Here is a 23,960-nt window from a genome sequence, read left to right on the forward strand (position 1 = left end):
CCGCATGCTTGACGGCAGTGCTCCCGGCTTTCAGCGGACGCACTGTCGCTGGGCGGCGATGCTGCCCGGAGGCGGTTCGATCAGCGGCATCAGGCTCGGCGCCAGCGTGACCAGCAGCTGCACCGGCAGTGCGCTGGTGAAGTCGTAGTTACCCGACTGCGGGCCGTGCACATAGGCGGTCATGCTGCCGAAGAAGCGCTCGCCGATGTTGAAGACAAAGGTGGCGGAACGGTTCACGTAGCGCGACTCGAGCACGCGGCCGCCCCGGGCATACACCTCGAAACGCTGGTCGCCGGTACCGGTCTTGCCGCCCAGGGCGATCACGCTGCCGTCGGACTGCACGAAGGCGGTCTTGACGCGCTTGGCGGTGCCGTCCGAGACCACGCCCTGGATGGCGTCGGCCACCGCGCGCGCCACTTCCGGCGACAGGACCTGTTCCTTGCCGCCGCCCTTGCTGCGCTTGACCAGGGTTTCGTAAGGCGTGTCCTTGGCGAAGTGCAGCGAATCGATACGCTCGACCGGCTTGCGCACGCCGCCGTTGACGATGATGCCCATCAGCTCGGCCAGCGAGGCCGGACGGTCGGCCGAGGCGCCCAGCGTGGTGGCGTAGGACGGCACCAGCGAGTCGAACGGGTAGCCCATCTTCTTCCACTGGGCGTGGATCTTGAGGAAGGCTTCGACCTCGAGCAGGCCGGCGATGCGGTTGTCCTGGGCATGCTTGCGGTGGGTCTTGAACAGCCAGGAATACACTTCCTGGCGCTCCTTGACGCTGGCATTGGTCACTTCGGTCCAACCGGCCTTCGGATGGACGCGCAGGTAGCTCACCAGCCACAGCTCGAGCGGGTGCACCGAAGCCACGTAGCCGCGGTCGGCCAGCGACATGTTGCGCGGGTCGTACATCTCGTACATCTTCGGGATGCGGTCCGGGTCCATCTCTTTCGCGGTCGGCAGCGACTTGTCGATGAACTCGGCGAACTGCGCCAGCGTGGCGTTCGGGGCGATGGTGCGGTGGGCCGCGGCCAGCTTCGAGGCCATCGGGCGCACGGTCGAGAACAGCAGCGCCTCGACCTCGGCCGGGGTCTTGCCCTTGTACTTGTTCCAGAACTTGGCCATGAACACCTTGCCTTCGCTGTCGGCGAAGCGCGCCAGGTATTCGGCGCGGCGCGGATCGTCGGCGTCGGCCAGCAGCTGGGCCGAGGAACCCGGCAGCTGGAACATGTAGTAGCGTACGACGTCGCGCATCATGCGCACGAAGACCAGGTTGGTCGACTGGCGCAGCGCCTCGGTCACCGTCATGATCTTGCTGTTGTCGAGCTTGCTGAAGTTGCCGAAGGTGTGCAGGCCGCCGCCGGTGAAGAAGGCTTCGCCCGGGTTGGCCGAATACTTGCGCTCCATCGCGGCGGCCAGCATCGCGGCCAGGCCGCGGTCGCCGCGCTCGGGCATGGTGCGGAAATACTCCAGCGCCCATTGCGACATGCGGTCCTTCGCATCGACTTCGACGCCCATCAGGCCGATTCTGTCCATCGGCTCGAAGCGCTTGTGCAGCTGGTCGACGATGTCGAGGTAGGTCACCAGGGTGCGCAGCTTGGCGGTCGAGCCCAGGTCGAGCTTGGCGCCTTCGTTGATGTCGAGCGGCTGGTCGTAGTTGTCGGTCTGGACCCTCAGGTAGTTCACGTGCTCGCCGCGCTCCATCAGGGTGAAGCTGTACACCACCTGGGCCGGGTCGCCGTTGCCGAGCAGGCCCTTGCCGGTCAGGCCGGCCGCTTGCGCGTGCTCGGCGTCGGTCAGCTTGCGCAGCGCCGCGGTGACGTCGGCCTGCACCTTGGCGTCGAGGGTCGAGATCACCGACAGGTCGAGGCGGTCGAGGTTGTACAGGCGCGAGTCGCCCACCAGGTAGCCGAGGTGGTTGCGCACCGCGTTGGCGGCCTTGCGCGACACGAACGCGTCGGCGCCCGGCGCGGCCACGCCCGAGGCCTGGGACGGACGCAGCTGTACATTCAGGGCGGCGTCGCGCAGCTGCGGCGAGATCACGCCGGCCTGGGCCAGCACGCGCAGGTGGCTGTTGGTCAGGGTCTCGAGGTCGTTCTCGCCGGCGCCCAGGTAGTAGGCCGGGCGGCGCTGCGCGATCATCAGCGACAGCGCTTCCTTGTAGACGGTGACCGCGTCAAGGGTGTTCATCGGGCCCTTGAGCGTGCGGCTGACCTGGTCGAAATTGCGGCCGTACCAGACCCACATGCCGTCGCCGATGCCGTTGACTTCGCCGTAGCCCGGCTTGGCCGACAGCGGCACGGTATTGAGGTAGTCGAGCACGATCTGGCGGCGCGACCCGGTGGTGTCTTCGCCATCCTGGTAGGCGCGCAGCGTGGCCGAGGACATCTGGATGATCTTGTCGTGCAGCGAACCGGTGCGGCCTTCCGGCGAGTGCCGGTATTTTTCGATCTGGGTGGCCAGCGTCGAGCCGCCGGCCACGCGGCCGGCGCCGCCCAGGCCGACGCTGCTCAGGGTCTTGTCGAACACCGCTTTCGAGAAGCGGTCCCATTCGATGGCCGGGTTGCGGTGCGGGTAGGCCGGATCGAGCAGCTCGCGGTTCTCGATGAACAGCAGGCTTTGCACCAGCAGCGACGGCGCGTCGTCGAACTTGTGATAGAAGCGCTCGGGGAAGCGCGAGGCGAACAGGGGCTGGGCGCGGCAATCGAGGATCTCGAGGCCGACCTTGGTTTTCTCGTGGTAGGTGGCGTACAGGCCGCGGTCGGCCATCTCGACCATCTTGGGCGAGATGCGCGCCTGCGAATCGACCAGGTAGCCGCGCGACTCGAGCTTTTGCAGGTAGCTCGGCAGGCTGGCATAGCCCAGGCGCGTGTCGTAGGGGCTCGCGCCCGGGAAGCGGATCGACGGGCTCTTGCCCTTCTCCATGCGGAAGTCGAGGTCGGCGGCCATGCCGGCGAAGATCTTGGCCTGGATGCGCGAGGTGCGCACCTCGAGCACGGTCCAGAGGGCGATCAGCGCCACCAGCACCAGCAAGGTGCAGTACAGCCAGAGCTTGAAATTGCGCTTGCGCGGCGCCGGCTCGGGCGCGCGCTCAGGCGAATCACGGCCCTCGGGCGGCTCGGGCGGAGGCAGCGGTTCGCCGCCGGACGCACCTCCGCCACCGGCCACGGCCAGGTGCGGGAAGGCTTCGTACAGGGGAACATCGCTGCCGCCCGCGGATGCGAGCACAGGTGCGCCGCCCGCTGGGGCGGAACGTCCGCGCCACTTGCCGACCGCGCGGAATACATTACTAGGCCGTCCTAAACGGCGAATACTTTCCATGATGGCTCAACCGGTTTGATTCAATATGCTGCCGTCAATCCCCGCCAACCTGCTCGCCATCGTTGCTGCTGGTTTGTTCGAGTGATTGCGTCGTCGTCAGTTCGCAAAAACGGGCGGCGCAAACTCACTCCAGATTGCACCACCACAGGTATCATTCCACCACATCAATACGTGATGCGCGAGGCGCGGTTTAACAATTTTGATCCGCGCGATCTATTTTCGCAAAAAAACAACGGCAGAGTTATCTGGGCGGCATGCTGTCCTACAAAGCCTTCCGCCGTCGCCCGACAAGCCTGTCCGACCGCGGGTTCAGGCCTGCGCCGCCGGCGCCAGCCCGGTCCCCCGCATCTCTTCCAGCGCGCCCAGGCAGTAGTACTGGAACCAGAGCCCGGCAAACAGGAAGATCATGATGTAGAGCCACAGCGAGAGCATCGCCAGGAAGGGGAACAGCACCACCGACAGCAGCGCCCCGCCCATCCAGGCAATGCCGGGCAAGGCGCCGGCCAGGCCCGAGGCGAAGCCGATCGCCAGCAGCGCGCCGCGGTGGCGGCGCATCAGTTCGTGGCGCTCGCCGGGGCTGGCATGCGCGGCCAGCGCGTCGTAGCTCATCACGCGCGAGGTCACCCAGGCCCACAGGCAGGCCTGCACCAGCCAGGCCAGCGGCGGCACCGCGTACAGCGGCAGGGTGAGCAGCCACAGCACCGCGAACACCGCCGTGCTGCCGACGTTGATGGCCACGCTGCCGATAAACGAGCCGCCCTCTTTCTTCTCCAGCTTCGGATATTGGGTGTTGCCGACATGGCGCTCGATCACCGGCATCGCGATCACGCCCATGAACAGCAGCGCCGAGCCGATGATCAGGGGCAGCAGCAGCGCGATGGCCAGCAGCGGCACCACCATCACCTTCAGCACGCCCAGGCCGAGCATGGCCAGCATGCTGCCGGTCTGCTGGAAGATTTCGTATTCGGCGAAGGCGCCGTGCAGCCAGTCGAGCAGCGGCTGCAGGCCGGTCCAGAGCAGCGCGCCCCACAACACCAGCGACAGCGCCAGCGGCGCGCTCGAGAGCAGCAGCATGCGGCGCGAGAACTGGGCGCGCAGCGCGCGGCGGTAGGCCAGGCCGACGCCTTTCATCGGGCCACCCGGTACGGCGTCTGGAGGGAAAACGGCATCGCGGCTCCTTGCTTGGTTTGCATGATTATCATTCTACGCACATCGCCGGCCGCTGCAGGCGACGGCCCCGCCATTGGCAGGCCTTCCGGCGATGCACTACAATCGCCGTTCAACTTGAACAACAGGGAAGACCATGTCCACCAATACCACTGATTCCGGCCTGCAATACGAAGACACCGTCGTCGGCGACGGCGCCGAGGCGAAAGCCGGCCAGCACGTCACCGTCCACTACACCGGCTGGCTGCGCAACGACGACGGCACCGCCGGCGCCAAGTTCGATTCGAGCAAGGACCGCAACGACCCCTTCCAGTTCTCGCTGGGCGCCGGCCATGTGATCCGCGGCTGGGACGAAGGCGTGCAGGGCATGAAGGTCGGCGGCCAGCGCCGCCTGACCATCCCGGCCAGCCTCGGCTACGGCGCACGCGGCGCCGGCGGCGTGATCCCGCCGAACGCGACCCTGATCTTCGACGTCGAACTGCTCGCCGTCTAAGACCTGTCCGGCAGCGCCCGCCCCGGGCGCTGCCCGAGCATCCCCTCTAAAGTTCGCCCCATTCGGGCGTGAACACGCTCCTCCTGCGCTAAGATGCCCCGGCATTTCCATATTGCCAACGCAACCACCACAGGAGTATTCATGAGCTTGCAAGAACAGTTCGCCCAGGCCCAGGCCGAATCCAAGAATCTGCCGGAACGTCCGGACAACATGACCTTGCTGAAGATTTACGCGCTCTACAAGCAGGGTTCGAGCGGCGACGCCACCGGCGAGCGTCCGGGCATGACCGATTTCGTCAACCGCGCCAAGTTCGACGCCTGGGCCGCCCTGAAGGGCACCTCGCAGGACGAAGCGATGCAGCAGTACATCGACCTGATCGAAGAACTCAAGGGCTGAAGCAGGGCCGCCCAAGTCTCCACATGTTGCCCGCCATGGCGGGCAACAAATGCATCAAGCCGGTACGAAGACCTTGCGCATCTTCTCCGCCACCTTGGCCTCGATGGCCGCGGCAAACGCGCTCATGAAGAAACCCAGGCGGATGCGCATGGCGGCGCGCCCGCCGTCCAGGGTCAGGACACCTTCCACACCGCTGCGCTCGAAGCGCAGGACGTCGCCTTCCCACTTGCACTCCAGGCCGTATTCGGTCGAGATGCGCTGCGCCACCTGCTGGGCCGCTGCGCGCGCCTGTTCCGGGCTGAGGCTGTGTTCCTGGACGATGCTGATTTCCGACATGCTGGACTTTCTTTCATTGCGAGACAGTCCGCCATGATGCCAGTTGGAAGCGAACTCGGCCAGTCCGCCACACTGCACCGCCTCCGTTCCAGATCAATTGATAGCGGTCAATATCCGCATTGCTCAGCGCGCGAACATGGTCGAGCCGCCCGACATTTCGCAAGGAGCCGTCATGGAACCAGGTGCCCCCTTGCCGGATGCGTTGGCCACGCTCGACCGTGACCAGCCGCCGGCCCGCTTCATCCCCACGCCCAGCGCTCCCTACCAGCGCGAGCACCGCGCCGCGCGGCTGCTCGAGCAGCCGGCGGCGCCCGAATCCCCTCCGGACGCCTTGCACGATACGGTGGAGGACGAGGTGTCGGCCGAAGCCCCGCCCCTGCCCCATGCCTTTGGTGCGCGCGTGCTGATGTGGAAGCAGGACCCCTCGGTCGGCGAGATCGGCACCCGCCGCGCCTACCTGCCCGGCCCGGTCCTGGCCGGTCCGCGCGACGCCCGGATCGCGCCCGGCAGCCCCGGCATCGACCCGGTCGAGCCGAACGCCTTCGGCGACTTCGTCACCCAGCCCGACACCCCGCAATTCGACGCGGTGCATACCTTCTCGGTGGTGCGCCAGACCCTGACCATGTACCAGCGCGCCCTGCTTGGCGCCGGCCTGGACATGCCCCTGCCCTGGCAGTGGAACACCAGCATGGACACGCGCCCGCTGGCGGTCTTCCCCTACGGCCTGCCTAACGTGATGAACGCCTTCTACAGCCGCAGCCAGGGCTGCCTGAAGTTCGGCGATTTCATCCCGAACGGCGCCACCGGCGAGGAGGCGCGCATCTACACCTGCCGCTCCTTCGACATCGTCGCCCACGAGACCGCCCACGCGGTGCTCGACGGCCTCAAGCCGCAATGGCTGCTGGCCGACGCCCCGCCCCAGACCGGCGGCCTGCACGAAGCCTTCGGCGACCTGACCGCGATCTTCCTGGCGCTGTCGCAGCTGGACCAGTGCGAAGCCGTGGTGGCCCAGACCAAGGCCCACCTGCACGACAAGACCTACCTGGCCGACATCGCCGAGCAGTTCGGCCTGGCGCTGGGCGGTGCCACCGGCCTGCGCAACGCCGACAACGACCTGACCCTGGGCCAGGCCGGCACCCAGGTGCATGCGATCTCGCAGGTCTTCACCGGCGCCATGTACGACGTGCTGGCCGACATGTTCGCCTACGAGCGCAACCCGCAGTTCGACGACTGCGCCGCCGTGCTGCACCGGGTAGCGGCCTACCTGCGCGGCGTGCTGCTGCGCGCACTGATTGCCGCGCCGGACCGCGCCGCCACCTATGTCGACGTGGTCAACGAGATGCTGCGCATCGTCGGGGAAGACGGCAAGCCCGCCAGCTACGCCGCCTTCATCCGCAACCAGTTCGCGCGCCGCGATGTCGTCGAGCAGCCGCCGGAAGGCTCGGCGGCCTCCATCGGCGGCGAGAAGCTGGCGCCCAAGGTGTGCGACGCCCCCGGCGCGCGCCAGGACCGGCGCGCCTGCTGCGGCACCATGAACCTGCCCGAATACCACAAGGTGGACAAGGTGCTGGACGGCGAAGCGCGGGCGCTGGCGCGCTGGTGCGCCGCCAACGGTCGCATGGGCGAATGCGTGGCGCCGGCCGCCGTGCCGGTGGCCGCGGTGGCGGACCCATCATGAAGATCAGCGCGCGTTCGTGCGGCGGCTTCGCGGGGCTGGCCCACGCCTACGACCTCGACACCGCCCGGCATCCGGCCGGCGGCGAGCTGGAAAACCTGCTGGGGCGGCTCGACTTCTTTTCGGCCGCCCCAAGCTGCCCGGTCGGGGCCGACATGCCGCGCTGGGAAATCACGGTCGAGGACGGACCGCGCTGCCATACGGTCTTCGTGCGCGAGGACGGCAGCGGCGGCGACTGGCAGGCCTTGCTGGAGCGCCTGCGCAGCGCCGCCTGAGGCGGTTTTCAGTGTCTTGACGCCCTGCTGTGCGCCGTCATGGCCAACATTTGCTTATATATATTGTGTATAAGGCCAATTTGTCGGAAAGCGGGAATTGCCCTAAAATACAGTGCTTTGCCATGTCCGGCCGGCCCTTTGCGCCCGGCGACGCGACGCCTTCACAATAAATAGGACTGTTATGACCCACGTTGTCACCGAATCGTGCATCCGCTGTCGTTATACCGATTGCGTCGATGTATGCCCGGTAGATTGTTTCCGGGAAGGCCCGAATTTCCTCACCATCGACCCTGACGAATGCATCGACTGCGCCGTCTGCGTCGCCGAGTGCCCGGTGAATGCGATCTACGCGGAAGAAGACGTGCCGTCGGACCAGCAGCAATTCATCAAGATTAACGCCGACCTGTCGCGCTTCTGGCCGTCGATCACCAAGACCAAGCCGGCCCTGCCCGACGCGGAAGAGTGGAAAGACGTCAAGGACAAGCTGGACCAGCTGGCCCGCTAAGCTCCGAACAGCCGGGCCCGCCAGGGCCCGGCGTCAGCGCAGGTTCGTCAATCGTGGCACACTAGCGGCCACCGTCACACCCACACCCAAAAAAAACCACAGGATTTAAGCGCATGACTATCAGTGCCTCCCACGAAGCGGGCAGCATCGCTCCCAACAGTTCGTTCGCCGGCGCGATCGACACCGATGCCGTGATCATCGGCGCCGGTCCGGTCGGCCTGTTCCAGGTCTTCGAACTCGGCCTCCTCGAAATCAAGGCCCACGTCATCGATTCGCTGGCGGCCGTCGGCGGCCAGTGCGTGGAACTGTACCCGGACAAGCCGATCTACGACATCCCGGCCGTGCCGGTGTGCACCGGCCAGGAACTGACCGACAACCTGCTCAAGCAGATCGAGCCGTTCGAGCCGACCTTCCACCTGGGCCAGGAAGTCACGACCGTGCAGCGCCGCGAAGACGGCCGCTTCAACGTCGAGACCTCGCTAGGTACCCAGTTCATCACCAAGACCATCTTCATCGCCGCCGGCGTCGGTTCGTTCCAGGCGCGCACGATGAAGGTCGACGGCATCGAGAAGTTCGAAGGCAGCCAGCTGCACTACCGCGTCAAGGATCCATCCATCTTCGAAGGCAAGAACCTGGTCATCTGCGGCGGCGGCGACTCCGCGCTGGACTGGGCGCTGAACTTCGTCGGCAAGGCCGAATCGGTGGTGCTGCTGCACCGCCGCGAAGACTTCCGCGCGGCCCCGGCTTCGGTGGCCAAGATGAAGGCGCTGTGCGACGAATACGAGATGCAGCTGATCACCGGCCAGGTCGTCGGCTTCGATGAAACCGACGGCAAGCTGTCGGAAGTCAAGGTCACCGGCGCCGACGGCGTCACCCGCCGCGTGCCGCTGGACATGCTGATGGTCTTCTTCGGCCTGTCGCCGAAGCTGGGCCCGATCGCCGAATGGGGCCTGGACATCGAGCGCAAGCAGCTCAAGGTCGTGGATACCGAAAAGTTCGAGACCAATGTGCCGGGCATCTTCGCGGTGGGCGACATCAACACCTATCCGGGCAAGAAGAAGCTGATCCTGTCGGGCTTCCACGAAGCAGCGCTGGCCGCCTTCGGCGCCGCGCCCTACATCTTCCCGGACAAGAAGATCCACATGCAGTACACGACGACTTCGCCGAAGCTGCACAAGATCCTCGGCGTCGAGAGCCCGGTCTTCGACTGATCCAGGCTTGATGCGTAAAACATGCCGCCCGGTGCAAGCCTGGCGGCATTTTTTTTGCCTGCCAGGATGGCCATGGTGTGAAAAAAACCACAACGTTCCGTAACCTCCGGACGACGAAGAAGCGCTGTGGATCGACGCATTTCCGGTTATGTGGGGAGCCTCACCGAACAACCGTGCACAAATATGCTACAAGGGTGTTGTGAACGCAGGGAAGTGAAAACGACTGTTTCCACAAGTAAATCACTATCCCCTATAATTGACTTGAGGCATTACGCAAACATGCGCCGCGCTCAGTCTACCCGAAGGAAAACTCTATGCTTTACCAATTGCACGAGATGCAACGCTCCTTCCTCACCCCGCTGATGCAGTGGGCGGATGCGTCTTCCAAAATGTTCTCGAACCCGGTGTCGCCCTTCGCGCACACGCCGTTCTCGCAGCGTATCGCCGCCGGTTACGAGCTGATGTACCGCCTCGGCAAGGATTACGAAAAGCCGGCCTTCGGCATCAAGACCGTTCCCGTCAACGGCGAGGAAGTCGGCATCATCGAGCACACCGTGGTCGAAAAGCCATTCTGCAAGCTCCTCCATTTCAAGAAAGACCTGGGCGACCAGGCTTTCGCTGCGCTGAAGCAGCCGACCGTGCTGGTCGTCGCGCCCCTGTCGGGCCACCACGCTACCCTGCTGCGCGACACCGTGCGCGCCCTGCTGGCCGAGCATGACGTCTTCATCACCGACTGGACCGACGCGCGCATGGTGCCGCTGTCGAACGGCCCCTTCCACCTGGACGACTACATCTTCTACGTGCAGGACTTCATCCGCCATCTCGGCCCGGACGTGCACGTGATCTCGGTCTGCCAGCCGACCGTGCCGGTGCTGGCCGCGATCTCGCTGATGGCGACCAATAAAGACCCGAAGCTGCCGAAGACCATGACCATGATGGGCGGTCCGATCGACCCGCGCAAGTCGCCGACCGCCGTCAACGACCTGGCCGTCGAAAAGCCGTTCTCGTGGTTCGAGAACACCGTGATCTATTCGGTACCCGGCAACTACCCGGGCTTCGGCCGCAAGGTGTATCCGGGCTTCCTGCAGCATGCCGGGTTCATCGCGATGAACCCGGGCCGCCACGCCCAGAGCCACCGCGAGTTCTACCAGCACCTGGTGCAGGGCGACGACGATTCGGCCGAATCGCACCGCCAGTTCTACGACGAATACAACGCCGTGCTCGACATGCCGGCCGAGTACTACCTCGACACCATCAAGACCGTGTTCCAGGAACACCGCCTGCCCAAGGGCACCTGGGAAGTCGGCGGCCAGCTGGTGCGTCCGCAGGACATCACCACGGTGGCGCTGTTCACCGTCGAGGGCGAACTCGACGACATCTCGGGCGCCGGCCAGACCCGCGCGGCGCACGACCTGTGCACCGGCATCCCGCCGGAGATGCACCTCGATTTCGAGGCGCCGAAATGCGGCCACTACGGCATCTTCTCGGGCCGTCGCTGGCGCGAGATCATCTGCCCGAAGATCGGCGAATTCATCCGGGCGCATGCCTGACCCAGGACAGGGGCGCAAGCCCTGGACGTAAAAATGCCGGAGCTTGCTCCGGCATTTTTCTTTGGCACGCGCCTTTACTTCCCGACCAGTACCTCCGTCACCACGCCCGTCGCAATCGACACCAGCGCATAATCGTGCCCCGCCTGCACCCACTGGTGCCCGCGCGGCGGTTCCGTCAGGCGGTGCGCCTGCCAGTTCTCGACCACGTAATGATGCGTGCGGTAGCGCGGCGGCAGCTGTTCGCCGCGCTTGAGCTGGCCGCTGGCGTCCACGCTGCGGTAGCGTCCCGTCTTTTCTGCCTGTTTCACCTGCTGTGCCCGCGCTTCCTGTTCGCCGCGCTGGTGGACCTGGGCCGCGGCGCCACCGGCCAGCACCGCGGCAACCAGGGCCGGAACGATGAGTTTGTTCATGTGAGCTCCTGTATGGGCGTCGATGGCTCCAGTACACCACGCACGCGCCGCGCAGTCTGTTCGCTCATGCACGCTGATTGCGTGCACTGGCGAACTTCGCATGGCCTGCGGTTTTGGCGGATAATGTCGGCTTTCCCCGCACCCGCGCGCCGTGACCAAGACCCTCGCCGACCAGATCGAAGACCTGCTGCCGCAGACGCAATGCACGAAGTGCGGCTATCCCGCATGCCGGCCGTATGCGGAGGCGATCGCACGCGGCGAAGCCGAGATCAACCAGTGCCCGCCCGGCGGCATCGAGGGCGTGCGGCGCCTGTCGTCGGTCACGGGCCGGCCTGTCATCCCGATCAATCCCGCCAACGGCATCGAACGCCCGCGCCCGGTGGCCTTCATCGACGAGTCGCTCTGCATCGGCTGCACCCTGTGCATCCAGGCCTGCCCGGTGGACGCCATCCTGGGCGCGGCCAAGCAGATGCACACCATCCTGCCGAGCCTGTGCACCGGCTGCGACCTGTGCGTCGCGCCCTGCCCGGTCGACTGCATCTCGATGCTGCCGGTGACGAACACGACAGGCTGGGATGCCTGGTCGCAGGAGGCGGCCGACGCCGCGCGTGCGCGCCACGACTTCCGCAGCGAGCGCCTGCAGCGCGAGAAAGCGGAAAACGATGCGCGCCTGGCGGCCAAGGCGCTGGAGAAGATGCGCGAAGTGACGCTGGAAGCCACCAATACGCCGGAAGAACTGGCGGAAAAAGAACGCAAGCGCGCCATCATCGCCGCCGCGATCGAGCGCGCACGCCAGAAGGCGTCCAGCACCCCGCCCGACCAGAAGTAAGCCCACGCTCCCCATGAATGCCGCCAAACGCCTCGCCATCTTCACGCGCTTTCGCGCCGCCAACCCGAAGCCGACCACCGAGCTCGAATTCACCACGCCTTTCGAACTCCTGATCGCGGTGCTGCTGTCGGCGCAATCGACCGACGTCGGCGTGAACAAGGCCACGCGCCGGCTCTACCCGGTGGCCAACACCCCCCAGGCCATCCTCGACCTGGGCCTGGACGAACTCAAGTCGTATATCGCGACCATCGGGCTGTACAACACCAAGGCCAAGAACGTGATCGCCACCTGCCAGATCCTGGTGGACCAGTACGGCGGCGAGGTGCCACAAAGCCGCGAGGCCTTGGAGTCGCTGCCCGGCGTGGGCCGCAAGACCGCCAACGTGGTGCTCAACACGGCCTTCGGCGAGCCGACCATGGCGGTGGACACCCATATCTTCCGGGTCTCGAACCGCACCGGTATCGCGCCGGGCAAGAACGTCGACATCGTCGAGCAGAAGCTGCTCAAGTTCGTGCCCAAGGATTTTTTACATGACGCCCACCACTGGCTGATCCTGCACGGCCGCTACACCTGCGTGGCGCGCAAACCCAAGTGCTGGAACTGCCTGATCGCCGACCTGTGCGAATTCCGCGCCAAGACGCCGGCGCCCGCCGGTGTGCTCGATCCGGCGGCCGCGCCGGCCCCCGTGCTCCTGGTCACCGAGCTGGCGCGCGGCGGCGCCTAGGACATCCGCGGCTCGCCGGTGGCGAACGAGGCGCGCACGATGCGCCCGTCGACCACTTCATACACGCACAGCATCTCCACCGTCCCCGGCCCTTCCGGGAAGTTGCGGGTGACGATTTCCAGGTCGGTGACAAAATTGCCCGCAACCTGGCGCGACAGCAGGCGCGCCTGCAGATCCGGCTCGGCAAAGCGCTGCTGGTAGCGCGGGCGGATCTGTTCGATGCCTTGGGCGAGCAGGCCGCCATGCAGCGCAAACTGCTGCGCATCCGGCGCATAGGTGCGCATCAGCGCGTCGAGGTCCTTGGCGTTGTAGGCATCGAGCTGTGCCTGCACGACAGCGAGGGGAGAAAGCGGGTTCATAGGCTCCGGGGATAGATAAAAAAACGCGCCGCGGTCAGGCCGACCGGGCGCGTTGTTCATCTTACCCGATGCCGGGCGCCGTTACCGGACGCCCTCGTCGGCTCAGGCCACGGCCAGGCGCGCCGGCGCACGCGCCGCCACCAGCTTGCCGCCGGCGCGTGCCTCGCGCGCGTCTTCGAGCTTGAAGACGGCCACGACTTCGTTGAGCGCCAGGGTCTGGTCGCGCAGCGACTGCGCCGCGGCGGCGGCTTCTTCCACCAGCGCGGCGTTCTGCTGGGTGGCGGTGTCCATCTCGCTGACGGCCATGTTGACCTGGGCGATGCCAGCGCCCTGCTCGTCGCTGGCGGTGCTGATCTCGCCGATGATGTCCATCACGCGGCGTACGCTGGTGACGATCTCGCCCATGGTGGCGCCGGTCTCGCCGACCAGGCGGTTGCCGGCGTCGACACGCGCAACCGAATCGTTGATCAGGCCCTTGATTTCCTTGGCCGCAGTCGCCGAGCGCTGCGCCAGGTTGCGCACTTCGCTGGCGACGACCGCAAACCCGCGGCCCTGCTCGCCGGCGCGCGCCGCTTCCACGGCGGCGTTCAGCGCCAGGATATTGGTCTGGAAGGCGATGCCGTCGATGACGCTGATGATGTCGACGATCTTGCGCGAGGAATCGCTGATCGAGGCCATGGTGCCGACCACCTGCTCGACCATGTCGCCGCCCTTGGCCGCCACGTCGCAGGCCGAGATGGCGAGCTGGTTGGCCTGGCGGGCGTTGGCCGCGTTCTGCTGCACGGTCGTGGTGATCTCTTCCATCGACGAGGCGGTTTCCTCGATCGCGCCGGCCTGGTGTTCGGTACGGGACGACAGGTCCAGGTTGCCGCGCGCGATTTCGTCCGATGCCACGGCGATGGTCTCGGCGCCGCCGCGCACCTGCGCCACGATGTGCTGCAGGCTGCCGGTCATGTCCTTCAGGGCCTGCAGCAGCTGCCCGGTTTCGTCGTCCGTGCGCACGTCGATGCTGGTGCGCAGGTCGCCTGCGGCGACGCTCTGCGCCACCTTGACGGCCTTGCCGAGCGGGCGGGTAATCGAGCGCGATACCAGGATACCGGCGACGACGGCGGCGATCGCGCCCAGCAGCATCAGCGTGTAGCTGAGCAGGGTGGCGCGCTTGCCGACGGCTTCGGCTGCCAGCACGGTGGCGGAGGTCTGCTTGGCCATCGCGTCATGGGCCTTGACCAGGAGTTCGGCCGGCGCGCGGTCCATGCCCTTGACGGCCTGGTCGCCGGCCGTGGCATCGAATTCGGCGGCCGTGAAGTCGGCGAAGCCGCGGCGATAGCCTTCGCCCATCTTGAGGTGGGCCTGCCCGAACTGGACCAGCAGCTCGCGCACTTCACCGGCCGGCATGACGCCGGCCAGCTCTTTCACGTCCTTGGCCAGTTCGGCCTCGTTCTTCTGGAAGGCTTCCCAGTATTTGACGCGCTGCGCCTCGTCCTTGCCGCGCAACAGGGTGTTCTTCCATTCCTGGGTCTGCAGGCGGAAATGCGAGAGCAGCCCTTCCACGCGCTGGGCGTGGGTGGACTGCACGACGGCGGCGTTATAAGTGTCGACGGCGTGGTTCATCTGGCTCATGCCGAAGAATCCGGCGCAGGCGACCAGCAGGGTGACGGCGGCGAAGCCGATGGGCAGTTTGCGGCTGAGTTTCATGATCGGGTCCTGGATAACGTACTGGAAAGGCGCGAACTGCTATGCGACATGCCCCGTCAGTCTAGATGTTTTGTATCTTTCAGGCAAAATCAGGAACCTACTTATTATGCATAAGTTACTACTATGTAGCCTGGCAGCAACGCCCGCACCAGCACGGTGCACGCGCTCCTTACAACAGGACGAGGTTGTCCCGGTGCACCAGCTCCGTCCCTTCGACATAGCCGAGAATGCGTTCGATCTCGGCCGACGAATGGCGCATGATGCGCCGCACTTCGCTGCTGGTGTAATTGGTCAGCCCGCGCGCCAGCGGCCGGCCCGCTTCGTCGATGCAGGTGATCACCTGCCCGCGTCCGAACTCGCCGCGCACGGCCACCACGCCGATCGGCAGCAGCGACTTGCCTTCGCGCGTGAGCTTCTGCGCGGCGCCGGCGTCGATCACGACTTCGCCGGTGGTGTGAAGGTGGTCGATCATCCACTGGCGGCGCGCGGTCAGGCGGCCGGTCGGCGCCGTCAGTTGCGTGCCGATCGCTTCGCCGCCGGCCAGGCGGGTCAGCACCTCGTCCTCGCGGCCCCAGGCGATGATGGTGTGGGCGCCCGAGCGCGCGGCGCGGCGCGCGGCCAGCACCTTGGTCAGCATGCCGCCGCGGCCCAGGCTGGAGCCCGCGCCGCCGGCCATCGCTTCGAGCGCCGGATCGCCCGCCTGCGCTTCGGCGATCAGCTGCGCGCCCGGATCCTTGCGCGGGTCGCTCGAGAACAGCCCGCGCTGGTCGGTCAGGATCACGAGCACGTCGGCCTCGATCAGGTTGGCGACCAGCGCGCCGAGCGTGTCGTTGTCGCCGAACTTGATTTCGTCGGTGACCACCGTGTCGTTCTCGTTGATGATCGGGACCACGCCCAGGCGCAGCAGGGTGGTCAGGGTCGAGCGCGCATTCAGGTAGCGCTCGCGGTCGGCCAGGTCGGCGTGGGTCAGCAGCACTTGCGCCGTGCCGATGCCGTGGCTGCGGAAACTGGTCTCGTAGATTTGCGCCAGGCCCATCTGGCCCACGGCGGCGCAGGCCTGCAGTTCATGGATATCGGTGGGGCGCCTGGCGAAGCCCAGGCGCAGCATGCCCTCGGCGATGGCGCCCGAGGACACCAGCACGACTTCCTTGCCGAGGCCGCGCAGCGCGGCGATCTGCGAGGCCCAGCGGGCGATGGCGCTGTGGTCCAGGCCCCTGCCCTCGTCGGTGACGAGCGAGGAACCGACCTTGACGATGATGCGGGAAGCTTGCTGGAGTGCGGAGTGGTGAACTTGGGTCATGGCGACAGGATTTTTCCTCGCGGCCGCAAGGCCAGCAGGGAAAGTCCCGCCAACAACTCGACCGCGCTGACTGCTAATAATACCCCCTTCGGCAGCCCGATCGCGAAAGCCGCGGCCAGGCGCCCGGCCGGCTGGGCCAGGAGGAACAGTGCGGTGAGGTCGCCGAGGATGGGCTGGTCGCCCCGCCTGGCTGCCAACAGTGCCAGCAGCGCGGTAGCGAGCCGGACTCCGACGTAGATGGCGTAGAACTGGCTGTAGCCGTTCACGCCAACGAGAAACAGGCCCATCGCCGACGCAATGCGGTCGGGATCGAGCAAGGTCGCCAGGGCCGCCAGCGAACTGGCGGTGGCGACCAGTTGCAGCAGTTGGGCGCGCAGCCAGCCGCGGCCGATGCCGCGACTGCCCTGCTTGCCCGGCGCTGCCGCGTCCAGCTTAGTCTTCAAGGATCTTGAAGCGTGGGTCTTCCGGATCGATCGACGAGATGCCGCGCGCCTCCTCGGTCATCGAGGTTTCCTCGGCGCGCTGGGCGCTGTGGCGCTTCTCTTCCAGGTGCAGGTAGATCGCGTTGATCAGGTCCTGGCAGCCTTCGCGGTTCAGGGCCGAGATCTCGAACACCGGGCCCTTCCAGGCCATGCGCTTGACGAAGTCTTTCACGCGTTTCTTGCGCTCGGCCTCGTCCAGCACGTCGAGCTTGTTCAGCACGATCCAGCGCGGCTTGTTCAGCAGCTCTTCGTCGTACTTCTCGAGTTCCTTCACCAGCGCCTTGGCTTCCTTGACCGGATCGACATTGGTCTCGAACGAGGACAGGTCGACGATGTGCAGCAGCAGGCCGGTACGCGCCAGGTGGCGCAGGAACTGGTGGCCCAGGCCCAGGCCTTCGGACGCGCCTTCGATCAGGCCCGGGATGTCGGCGATCACGAAGCTGCGCTCGTGCGAGACGCGCACCACGCCCAGGTTCGGGTGCAGGGTCGTGAACGGGTAGTCGGCGATCTTCGGCTTGGCGTTCGACACGGCGGTGATGAAGGTCGACTTGCCGGCGTTCGGCATGCCCAGCAGGCCCACGTCGGCCAGCACTTTCAGTTCCAGGCGCAGGGTGCGGCGCTCGCCTTCCTTGCCTTCGGTCTTCTGGCGCGGCGCGCGGTTGGTCGAGGTCTTGAAGTGGATGTTGCCCCAGCCGCCCTCGCCGCCCTTGGCCAGCAGTTCGCTCTGGCCATGCGCGGTCAGGTCGGCGACGATCTCGCCGTTGACGTCGTCGATGATCAGGGTGCCCACCGGCATGCGCAGGTAGACGTCTTCGGCGCCCTTGCCGTAGCAGTCGGAGCCGCGGCCCGGTTCGCCGTCCTTGCCGTGGTGGGTCTTCGAATAGCGGAAGTCCACCAGGGTGTTGATGTTACGGTCGGCCACCACGTAGATCGAGCCGCCCTTACCGCCGTCACCGCCATCCGGGCCGCCGAACGGGCGGAACTTCTCGCGCAGGAACGAGGCGCACCCGTTGCCGCCGTCGCCGGCGATGACTTCAATTTTTGCTTCGTCGATAAACTTCATGATGGTGACCGCTTAAAAACTAAAAAGGCCCTACCTTGGGCAGAGCCTTTCGATGGAAGGCTTGCGCCTTGCAAAGATGCGCCGCACATGATGCGGCGCTGCGTGCGTGATGATTTACGCTGCGACTGCTTCGGCAGCAACGACGGTCACGAACTGCTTCGAGCCCACGCCTTGCTTGACGAACTTGACGGTACCGTCGACCAGCGCGAACAGGGTGTGATCCTTGCCGGTGCCGACGTTGGTGCCGGCGCGCACTGGGGTGCCGCGCTGACGAATGATGATGCCGCCGGCGTTGATCGCCTGGCCGCCGTAGACTTTCACGCCGAGGCGCTTGCTTTCTGAGTCACGGCCGTTGCGGGTAGTACCGCCGCCTTTTTTGTGTGCCATTTATTTACTCCTTGATGACTGAACTGATGGACCAGGACGGCAATTAGCCGTTGATCGACACCACTTGGATTTCGGTGAAGTTCTGGCGGTGGCCCTGACGCTTCTGGTAGTGCTTACGACGACGCATCTTGAAGATACGCACTTTGTCGTGACGACCGTGGGAAACCACTTTCACAAGAACCGTTGCACCTTCGACCAGTGGCGCCCCAAACTTGAGGCTATCGCCCGCGCCAATGGCGAGGACCTGATCGATCGTGAGTTCGGAACCAATGTCAGCAGGTATCTGTTCTACTTTGAGTTTTTCACCAGCGACAACTTTATACTGCTTGCCACCGGTTTTTATGACCGCGTACATGATTGAAACCTCATCAAATGTTTAAGGAAATCCCGCCGGCGCCAGAGGCGCTGAGCTGTTCGGATGCCGGGGAACAGAGGATTATACATAACTCGCTGCAGCGCGTCAAAACGGCGCGACTATTTCGGACCAGCCGGCCAGACACCGTCGCGCAGGGGCAACGACTGCCTCCGGACATGTCCGCTGCACGCCTCTGCCAACCTGCTAGTCATCAGTGGGGGCAGCCTTCCTTTGCATGTCGTATAATCACCACTTAACCAAATACTCACTGTTTATTGCAGGTTCGCCTTGTCAGCCGCTACCCAACACGCACAGAACACCATCGCCCACTCGATCGCCGCCGACATGGAATCCGTCAATGCGGTGATCCGGCAGCGCCTGCACTCGGAAGTGAGCCTGGTTAACCAGATCGCCGAGTACATCATCAGTGCCGGCGGCAAGCGCATCCGGCCTGTCCTGGTGCTGCTGCTGGCAAATGCCTACGGCTACCGCGGCACCGCCCACCACGAGCTGGCCGCCGTCGTGGAATTCATCCACACCGCCACCCTGCTGCACGACGACGTGGTCGACGAGTCCTCGATGCGGCGCGGCCGCCAGACCGCCAACGCCCTGTTCGGCAACGCCGCCTCGGTGCTGGTCGGCGACTTCCTGTATTCGCGCTCCTTCCAGATGATGGTCAGCCTCGACGACATGCGCATCATGCGCATCCTCTCCGACGCCACCAACGTCATCGCCGAAGGCGAAGTACTGCAGCTGCTGAACATGCACGACCCCGACGTGACCCACGAGAGCTATCTCAAGGTGATCCGCTCCAAGACCGCCAAGCTGTTCGAAGCCGCCGCCGAGCTGGGCGCGCTGATCGCCGGCGCCAACGACGAGCAGATCGAAGCGGCCGGCGAATACGGCCGCTCGCTGGGCACCGCGTTCCAGCTGATCGACGACGTGCTCGATTACGCCGGCGACGCCGCCGAGATCGGCAAGAACCTGGGCGACGACCTGCGCGAAGGCAAACCCACCTTGCCCCTGATCTGGCTGATGGACCACGGCACGCCGGAGCAGCGCGAGCTGGTGCGCAACTGCATCGAACACGGCGACGAAGCCCAGTTCGAAGCGGTACTGGCCGCCGTCACCTCGAGCGGCGCGCTCGACTACACCCGCCAGCAGGCGGAACAGGCTGGCAAGCGCGCGGCGGAGGCTATTTCCAACCTGCCCGACAGCGTATACAAGTCAAGCCTGCTGCAACTGTGCAGCTTCGCTGTTGACAGGAACCACTGAGCAAAATTATATTAATGCTTCCCGAGGCAGAGTTGTTTCAGGCGCCTCGAACCAGTCGGGGTGTAGCTTAGCCCGGTAGAGCGCTACGTTCGGGACGTAGAGGCCGGAGGTTCGAATCCTCTCACCCCGACCAGTCGATTCGAGAGCCAGAACGCGCGTGCCGCCGCTCTGGCTTTTTCGTTTCCAGCCGCCTTGCTTTTTCGTTGTGGCATTCAAAAAATTGCAATAGTATCCAGAGCACTCCGTGTTCCTTCCCTATTGCCAGGATTTGATACCCATGCAGCTTCGCCCCCTCCCTCTCTTGTTCGCCGCACTGTTCGCCGCCAGCACGATCTCCATCGCCCACGCCGCCGCGCCGGCCAAGGCAGCCGCAGGACCAGGCGCCGTCCTGAAAGTCGACTACCAAAAATTCACCCTGCCCAACGGCATGGACGTGATCTTCCACATCGACCGCTCCGATCCGGTCGTGGCCGTGAACCTCACCGCGCACGTGGGCTCGTCCCGTGAAAAAGTCGGCCGCACCGGCTTTGCCCACCTGTTCGAGCACCTGCTGTTCCTGGAATCGGAAAACCTCGGCAAGGGCGGCCTGGACAAGATGACGGCGCGCATCGGCGGCTCCGGCGCCAACGGCTCGACCTCGCAGGACCGCACCAACTACTTGCAGACGGTGCCGAAGGATGCGCTGGAAAAGATGATCTGGGCCGAAGCAGACAAGCTGGGCTGGTTCATCAACACCGTCACCGAGCCGGTGCTGGCCAAGGAAAAGCAGGTCGTCAAGAACGAGAAGCGCCAGGGCGTCGACAACGCGCCCTACGGCCACACCCGCTACGTGATCAACAAGGCCTTGTATCCGGCGGACCACCCGTACAACTGGCAGGTCATCGGTTCGCTGGAAGACCTGCAGAACGCGCAACTGGACGACGTCAAGGAATTCTTCCGCCTCTGGTATGTGCCGAACAACGTGACCCTGGTGCTGGCCGGCGACTTCGATCCGGTGCAGGCGCGTAAATGGGTCGAGAAGTATTTCTCCGAGATCAAGCGCGGCGAGGCGATCAAGCCGATGGCCAAGCGTCCCGGCAGCGTGGCGCAAACGGTGAAGCTGGCCCACGAAGACAATTTCGCCAAGCTGCCCGAGCTGACCATGGCCTGGCCGACGGTCGAAGACCTGCACGCCGATTCCTATGCACTCGAGGTACTGGCCGAATACCTGTCCCAGACCAAGCGCGCGCCCTTCTACAAGGTGCTGGTGGAAGACACCAAGCTCGCCCCGAGCGTCCAGATCGGCAACCAGACCTCGGAGCTGGCGGGCCAGTTCATGCTGCGCATCCGCGCTTTCGAGGGCAAGCCGCTCGATAATGTGGCGACCGCCGTCGGCCAGGCCTTCGCCAAGTTCGAGCAGGAAGGCATTTCCGAGAAAGACCTGGCCCGCATCAAGGCCGGCATCGAGACCCGTTTCTACAACTCGGTCTCCAGCGTACTGGGCAAGTCGGCGCTGCTGGCCGAGTACAACTACCTGACCGGCAATCCGGGCTATGTCGCGGAAGGCATCAAGAAGACGCTGGCGGTTTCGCGCGCCGACGTGCGGCGCGTCTACGACACCTATATCAAGGGCAAGCCCTATGTCGCGACCAGCTTCGTCCCGAAAGGCAAGCTGGACCTGGCCTTGAGCGGCTCGGGCAAGGCCGAAGTCGTGGAAGAAAAAGTCGTGCAGGGCGCCGAAAAAGCGGTCGATCCGAGCGCGAATGCCGAGTACGCCAAGACCGCCTCCACCTTTGACCGCAGCAAGGAACCGGCCTACGGCCCGACGCCGGCGCTGAAGGTGCCGCAGGTCTGGGACACCAAGCTGGCCAACGGCATGCGCGTGATCGGCATCGAGAACCGCGAAGTGCCGTTGGTGCAGTTCGATATCGCCATCGACGGCGGCCTGCTGCTCGACCGGCTCGACAAGGTAGGCGTGGCCAACCTGATGGCGCGCATGATGACGCAAGGCACCGCCAAGCGCACGCCTCAGGAACTGGAAGAAGCGATCCAGCAGCTGGGCGCGACGATCAATGTATCGGCCCGGACGGAGGACGTGCGCATCAGCGTCATCACCCTGGCGCGCAATTACCCGGCGACGCTGGCCCTGGTCGAAGAAATCCTGCTGGAGCCGCGCTGGGACGAGAAGGAATTCGCCCTCATCAAGCAAAGCGTGCTGAGCCAGATCCGCCAGCAGGAAGCCGATCCGAACGCGCTGGCCAGCAGCAATTTCAATAAGCTGGTCTATGCCAAGGACGACCTGCGCTCGCGTAACATCCTCGGCACCGCCGAGACCGTGAACGCGATCGGCATCGACGACCTGAAGGCATATTACGCCGCCAACCTGTCGCCGTCGGTGGCGCGCATGCACGTGGTCGGCGCCTTGCCGAAAGCCGTCATGACGCGCTCGCTCGCCGGTCTCGGCAGCAAATGGAAGGCCAAGGCCGTCGCACTGCCGGCGCCGACCAAAGCCGCAAGCCTGGCGCCGGCGAAAGTCTATTTCGTCGACGTGCCGGACGCCAAGCAATCGGTGCTGCAGGTCGGCTACCGCGCGCTGGCCGCCACCGATGCCGACTTCTACCCGGCCTCCGTGGCGAACTACATCCTGGGCGGCGGCGGCTTCGCGTCCCGCCTGACCCAGCAATTGCGCGAGGGTAAAGGCTACACCTACGGGATCAATTCGAACTTCTCGGGCAGCAAGAGCGCCGGCGCCTTCACCATCGCCAGCGGCGTGCGCAGCAATGTCACGCTCGAGTCGACCCAGCTGGTGAAGCAGATCCTGCAGGACTACCCTGCCACCTACTCGGCCGCCGACCTGGAAACCACCCGCAACTTCCTTGTCAAGAGCAATGCGCGGGCCTTCGAGACGGCCGCCGCCAAGCTGGGCATGCTGGACAACATCAGCAAGTACGGCTGGCGCGCCGACTATGTGAAAGACCGCGAGCGCATCGTCAAGTCCATGACCCTGCCGCAAGTCCAGGCCTTGTCGACGACCTACCTCGATCCGTCGAAAATGGTCTGGCTGGTGGTGGGCGACGCCAAGACCCAGCTGCCGCGCATGAAGGAGCTGGGCTTCGGCGAGCCGGTCCTGATCGCCAAGTGATGCGTGCTTGATCGAAGCGGGCGGCGGTTCCGATATGATGGGCGGGCAGAGTTTTCCCGCCCGCAGACGGCGCCACCCGCTTCGAAAGGATCTCCATGACCGAACAACTGAAGGTACAGACGCCGGACGGCAGTTTCGACTGCCACGTCGACCGCCCCGCCACGCCGGGACCTCACCCCGTCGTCATCGTATTGCAGGAAATCTTCGGCGTGAACGCCGGCATCCGCAGCATCGCCGCCGACTGGGCGTCCAAAGGCTATATCGCCGTCTGCCCCGACCTGTTCTGGCGCAGCGAACCGGGTCTGTCGATGTCCGAAGATAAGGAAGGTGACTGGAAGAAGGGCTTCGCGCTGTACCAGGCTTATGACAAGGACAAGGGCGTCGAAGACATTGCCCTCACCATCAAGCAGGCGCGCAGCCTGCAGGACGCCAGCGGCAAGGCCGGTGTGACCGGCTATTGCCTGGGTGGCTTGATGACATTCCTGAGCGCGGCGCGCACCGACGGCGACGCCTTTGCCGCCTATTACGGCGGCGGCACCGACCAGCACGTGGACGAAGCCGCGAACATCAGCGCGCCCCTGCTCTACCACCTCGCCGAAGAGGACGAGTTCATCAGCAAGGATGCCCAGGCCCAGATCCGCGCCGCGCTGGCCGGCAAGGCCGAGCTGTACAGCTATCCCGGCTGCAACCATGCCTTTGCCCGTCCGGGCGGCACTCACTACGACGCGGCGGCCGCCACGCTTGCAGCCGGCCGCACCGAAGCCTTCTTCGCTCGCACGCTGCGTTAAGACGCCTGGGCCGCGCCGCCAGCTTGCCTGCGGCGCGGCAGTCCTGCCCGTCACATTCACTGTAGCAACGATGAGACATTCCCCAGCTTGATATCTGGCAGGATAACTTCCAGCCAAGTATTCACATATCGTATCGCCGGAATCACGAATAGAAAGTTTATTTATGGCGCCGCGCTCCTTATACTGCAACGCAATATCCGAGCAAATACAGTCTTCACAGGAGAATCACCATGGCAGCCACTACCCGCATCCTCA

23 protein-coding genes and 1 tRNA gene are annotated in these 23,960 nt (G+C 65.1%); 13 read left to right on the forward strand and 11 right to left on the reverse strand.

Features of this window, described 5'->3' with window-relative positions:
- Positions 1 to 30: 30 nt before the first annotated feature.
- A complete protein-coding gene (locus tag AC3XQU_RS12440; protein WP_489874467.1) occupies positions 31 to 3,216 on the reverse strand; it encodes a transglycosylase domain-containing protein in 3,186 nt (1,061 codons plus the stop codon).
- A 402-nt stretch (positions 3,217 to 3,618) separates the two neighbouring features.
- Positions 3,619 to 4,440 carry an EI24 domain-containing protein gene (locus AC3XQU_RS12445; RefSeq protein ID WP_489874468.1) on the reverse strand — a complete coding sequence of 274 codons (822 nt, stop codon included), beginning with the start codon at positions 4,438 to 4,440 and terminating at the stop codon, positions 3,619 to 3,621.
- A 172-nt stretch (positions 4,441 to 4,612) separates the two neighbouring features.
- Between AC3XQU_RS12445 and AC3XQU_RS12450 the strand changes: the two genes are divergently transcribed.
- Positions 4,613 to 4,969 (forward strand): FKBP-type peptidyl-prolyl cis-trans isomerase, encoded by a 357-nt coding sequence (locus AC3XQU_RS12450; protein ID WP_489874469.1) that lies wholly within the window; start codon positions 4,613 to 4,615, stop codon positions 4,967 to 4,969.
- 141 nt (positions 4,970 to 5,110) lie between these two features.
- On the forward strand, positions 5,111 to 5,365 hold the full coding sequence (locus tag AC3XQU_RS12455; protein WP_489874470.1) for an acyl-CoA-binding protein: 255 nt from the start codon (positions 5,111 to 5,113) through the stop codon (positions 5,363 to 5,365).
- A 54-nt stretch (positions 5,366 to 5,419) separates the two neighbouring features.
- Here the strand turns inward: AC3XQU_RS12455 and AC3XQU_RS12460 are convergent, their stop codons facing one another.
- Positions 5,420 to 5,701: a polyhydroxyalkanoic acid system family protein gene (locus AC3XQU_RS12460; RefSeq protein ID WP_489874471.1), complete on the reverse strand. Its 282-nt coding sequence runs from the start codon at positions 5,699 to 5,701 to the stop codon at positions 5,420 to 5,422.
- A 172-nt stretch (positions 5,702 to 5,873) separates the two neighbouring features.
- On the opposite strand from AC3XQU_RS12460, the gene AC3XQU_RS12465 reads away from it, so the two are divergent.
- The 5 genes from AC3XQU_RS12465 (at position 5,874) to AC3XQU_RS12485 (ending at position 10,917) form a co-directional block, all read left to right on the forward strand.
- Positions 5,874 to 7,379 carry a hypothetical protein gene (locus tag AC3XQU_RS12465; RefSeq protein ID WP_489874472.1) on the forward strand — a complete coding sequence of 502 codons (1,506 nt, stop codon included), beginning with the start codon at positions 5,874 to 5,876 and terminating at the stop codon, positions 7,377 to 7,379.
- Positions 7,376 to 7,651: a protealysin inhibitor emfourin gene (locus AC3XQU_RS12470; protein WP_489874473.1), complete on the forward strand. Its 276-nt coding sequence runs from the start codon at positions 7,376 to 7,378 to the stop codon at positions 7,649 to 7,651. The genes AC3XQU_RS12465 and AC3XQU_RS12470 overlap by 4 nt, the downstream gene beginning before the upstream one ends.
- 181 nt (positions 7,652 to 7,832) lie before the next feature.
- Entirely contained in the window at positions 7,833 to 8,156 is a 324-nt protein-coding gene (gene fdxA / locus AC3XQU_RS12475) for a ferredoxin FdxA (RefSeq protein ID WP_091871505.1), read from the forward strand.
- 113 nt (positions 8,157 to 8,269) lie between these two features.
- Positions 8,270 to 9,367: an NAD(P)/FAD-dependent oxidoreductase gene (locus tag AC3XQU_RS12480; RefSeq protein WP_489874474.1), complete on the forward strand. Its 1,098-nt coding sequence runs from the start codon at positions 8,270 to 8,272 to the stop codon at positions 9,365 to 9,367.
- Positions 9,368 to 9,681: 314 nt separating this feature from the next.
- Positions 9,682 to 10,917 carry a polyhydroxyalkanoate depolymerase gene (locus tag AC3XQU_RS12485; protein ID WP_489874475.1) on the forward strand — a complete coding sequence of 412 codons (1,236 nt, stop codon included), beginning with the start codon at positions 9,682 to 9,684 and terminating at the stop codon, positions 10,915 to 10,917.
- A gap of 74 nt (positions 10,918 to 10,991) precedes the next feature.
- Here AC3XQU_RS12485 and AC3XQU_RS12490 read toward each other — a convergent pair whose 3' ends face one another.
- Positions 10,992 to 11,327: an RcnB family protein gene (locus tag AC3XQU_RS12490; RefSeq protein WP_489874476.1), complete on the reverse strand. Its 336-nt coding sequence runs from the start codon at positions 11,325 to 11,327 to the stop codon at positions 10,992 to 10,994.
- A gap of 151 nt (positions 11,328 to 11,478) precedes the next feature.
- On the opposite strand from AC3XQU_RS12490, the gene rsxB reads away from it, so the two are divergent.
- Both rsxB and nth read left to right on the forward strand, forming a co-directional pair.
- On the forward strand, positions 11,479 to 12,156 hold the full coding sequence (gene rsxB / locus AC3XQU_RS12495) for an electron transport complex subunit RsxB (RefSeq protein WP_489874477.1): 678 nt from the start codon (positions 11,479 to 11,481) through the stop codon (positions 12,154 to 12,156).
- Positions 12,157 to 12,169: 13 nt separating this feature from the next.
- Complete coding sequence (nth, locus tag AC3XQU_RS12500; protein WP_489874478.1) at positions 12,170 to 12,880, forward strand: endonuclease III; 711 nt, start codon at positions 12,170 to 12,172, stop codon at positions 12,878 to 12,880.
- Here nth and AC3XQU_RS12505 read toward each other — a convergent pair.
- From AC3XQU_RS12505 to rplU, 7 genes are all read right to left on the reverse strand, one after another.
- Complete coding sequence (locus AC3XQU_RS12505; RefSeq protein ID WP_489874479.1) at positions 12,877 to 13,239, reverse strand: nuclear transport factor 2 family protein; 363 nt, start codon at positions 13,237 to 13,239, stop codon at positions 12,877 to 12,879. The genes nth and AC3XQU_RS12505 overlap by 4 nt on opposite strands.
- 102 nt (positions 13,240 to 13,341) lie before the next feature.
- Entirely contained in the window at positions 13,342 to 14,934 is a 1,593-nt protein-coding gene (locus tag AC3XQU_RS12510) for a methyl-accepting chemotaxis protein (RefSeq protein ID WP_489874480.1), read from the reverse strand.
- 169 nt (positions 14,935 to 15,103) lie between these two features.
- A complete protein-coding gene (gene proB, locus AC3XQU_RS12515; RefSeq protein WP_489874481.1) occupies positions 15,104 to 16,234 on the reverse strand; it encodes a glutamate 5-kinase in 1,131 nt (376 codons plus the stop codon).
- Positions 16,231 to 16,677, reverse strand: a complete 447-nt coding sequence (locus tag AC3XQU_RS12520; RefSeq protein WP_489874482.1) for a hypothetical protein — start codon at positions 16,675 to 16,677, stop codon at positions 16,231 to 16,233. The genes proB and AC3XQU_RS12520 overlap by 4 nt, the downstream gene beginning before the upstream one ends.
- The gene (gene cgtA / locus AC3XQU_RS12525; RefSeq protein WP_489874483.1) at positions 16,667 to 17,779 is read right to left on the reverse strand and encodes an Obg family GTPase CgtA; all 1,113 of its coding nucleotides are present in this window, start codon (positions 17,777 to 17,779) and stop codon (positions 16,667 to 16,669) included. Before cgtA ends, AC3XQU_RS12520 begins: the two co-directional genes overlap by 11 nt.
- A gap of 114 nt (positions 17,780 to 17,893) precedes the next feature.
- On the reverse strand, positions 17,894 to 18,166 hold the full coding sequence (gene rpmA / locus AC3XQU_RS12530; RefSeq protein WP_489874484.1) for a 50S ribosomal protein L27: 273 nt from the start codon (positions 18,164 to 18,166) through the stop codon (positions 17,894 to 17,896).
- Between the two features lie 43 nt (positions 18,167 to 18,209).
- A complete protein-coding gene (gene rplU / locus AC3XQU_RS12535) occupies positions 18,210 to 18,521 on the reverse strand; it encodes a 50S ribosomal protein L21 (RefSeq protein ID WP_489874485.1) in 312 nt (103 codons plus the stop codon).
- A 288-nt stretch (positions 18,522 to 18,809) separates the two neighbouring features.
- Here rplU and ispB point away from each other — a divergent pair, with 288 nt between their 5' ends.
- From ispB to AC3XQU_RS12555, 4 genes are all read left to right on the forward strand, one after another.
- Positions 18,810 to 19,796 carry an octaprenyl diphosphate synthase gene (gene ispB, locus AC3XQU_RS12540; protein ID WP_489874486.1) on the forward strand — a complete coding sequence of 329 codons (987 nt, stop codon included), beginning with the start codon at positions 18,810 to 18,812 and terminating at the stop codon, positions 19,794 to 19,796.
- 56 nt (positions 19,797 to 19,852) lie between these two features.
- Positions 19,853 to 19,929: transfer RNA gene (locus AC3XQU_RS12545), tRNA-Pro, on the forward strand.
- A gap of 144 nt (positions 19,930 to 20,073) precedes the next feature.
- Positions 20,074 to 22,917 (forward strand): M16 family metallopeptidase, encoded by a 2,844-nt coding sequence (locus AC3XQU_RS12550; protein ID WP_489874487.1) that lies wholly within the window; start codon positions 20,074 to 20,076, stop codon positions 22,915 to 22,917.
- Positions 22,918 to 23,012: 95 nt separating this feature from the next.
- A complete protein-coding gene (locus tag AC3XQU_RS12555) occupies positions 23,013 to 23,705 on the forward strand; it encodes a dienelactone hydrolase family protein (RefSeq protein ID WP_489874488.1) in 693 nt (230 codons plus the stop codon).
- The last annotated feature ends 255 nt before the right edge of the window (positions 23,706 to 23,960 follow it).

The sequence above is a fragment of the Telluria sp. AZSoR62 genome (assembly GCF_058111565.1).

Coding starts and splice junctions, on each gene's coding strand:
- AC3XQU_RS12445 (WP_489874468.1), bottom strand. CDS start 4,440: ATGAAAGGCGTCGGCCTGGCCTACCGCCGCGCGCTGCGCGCCCAGTTC.
- AC3XQU_RS12450 (WP_489874469.1), top strand. CDS start 4,613: ATGTCCACCAATACCACTGATTCCGGCCTGCAATACGAAGACACCGTC.
- AC3XQU_RS12455 (WP_489874470.1), top strand. CDS start 5,111: ATGAGCTTGCAAGAACAGTTCGCCCAGGCCCAGGCCGAATCCAAGAAT.
- AC3XQU_RS12460 (WP_489874471.1), bottom strand. CDS start 5,701: ATGTCGGAAATCAGCATCGTCCAGGAACACAGCCTCAGCCCGGAACAG.
- AC3XQU_RS12465 (WP_489874472.1), top strand. CDS start 5,874: ATGGAACCAGGTGCCCCCTTGCCGGATGCGTTGGCCACGCTCGACCGT.
- AC3XQU_RS12470 (WP_489874473.1), top strand. CDS start 7,376: ATGAAGATCAGCGCGCGTTCGTGCGGCGGCTTCGCGGGGCTGGCCCAC.
- fdxA (WP_091871505.1), top strand. CDS start 7,833: ATGACCCACGTTGTCACCGAATCGTGCATCCGCTGTCGTTATACCGAT.
- AC3XQU_RS12480 (WP_489874474.1), top strand. CDS start 8,270: ATGACTATCAGTGCCTCCCACGAAGCGGGCAGCATCGCTCCCAACAGT.
- AC3XQU_RS12485 (WP_489874475.1), top strand. CDS start 9,682: ATGCTTTACCAATTGCACGAGATGCAACGCTCCTTCCTCACCCCGCTG.
- AC3XQU_RS12490 (WP_489874476.1), bottom strand. CDS start 11,327: ATGAACAAACTCATCGTTCCGGCCCTGGTTGCCGCGGTGCTGGCCGGT.
- nth (WP_489874478.1), top strand. CDS start 12,170: ATGAATGCCGCCAAACGCCTCGCCATCTTCACGCGCTTTCGCGCCGCC.
- AC3XQU_RS12505 (WP_489874479.1), bottom strand. CDS start 13,239: ATGAACCCGCTTTCTCCCCTCGCTGTCGTGCAGGCACAGCTCGATGCC.
- AC3XQU_RS12510 (WP_489874480.1), bottom strand. CDS start 14,934: ATGAAACTCAGCCGCAAACTGCCCATCGGCTTCGCCGCCGTCACCCTG.
- proB (WP_489874481.1), bottom strand. CDS start 16,234: ATGACCCAAGTTCACCACTCCGCACTCCAGCAAGCTTCCCGCATCATC.
- cgtA (WP_489874483.1), bottom strand. CDS start 17,779: ATGAAGTTTATCGACGAAGCAAAAATTGAAGTCATCGCCGGCGACGGC.
- rpmA (WP_489874484.1), bottom strand. CDS start 18,166: ATGGCACACAAAAAAGGCGGCGGTACTACCCGCAACGGCCGTGACTCA.
- rplU (WP_489874485.1), bottom strand. CDS start 18,521: ATGTACGCGGTCATAAAAACCGGTGGCAAGCAGTATAAAGTTGTCGCT.
- AC3XQU_RS12550 (WP_489874487.1), top strand. CDS start 20,074: ATGCAGCTTCGCCCCCTCCCTCTCTTGTTCGCCGCACTGTTCGCCGCC.
- AC3XQU_RS12555 (WP_489874488.1), top strand. CDS start 23,013: ATGACCGAACAACTGAAGGTACAGACGCCGGACGGCAGTTTCGACTGC.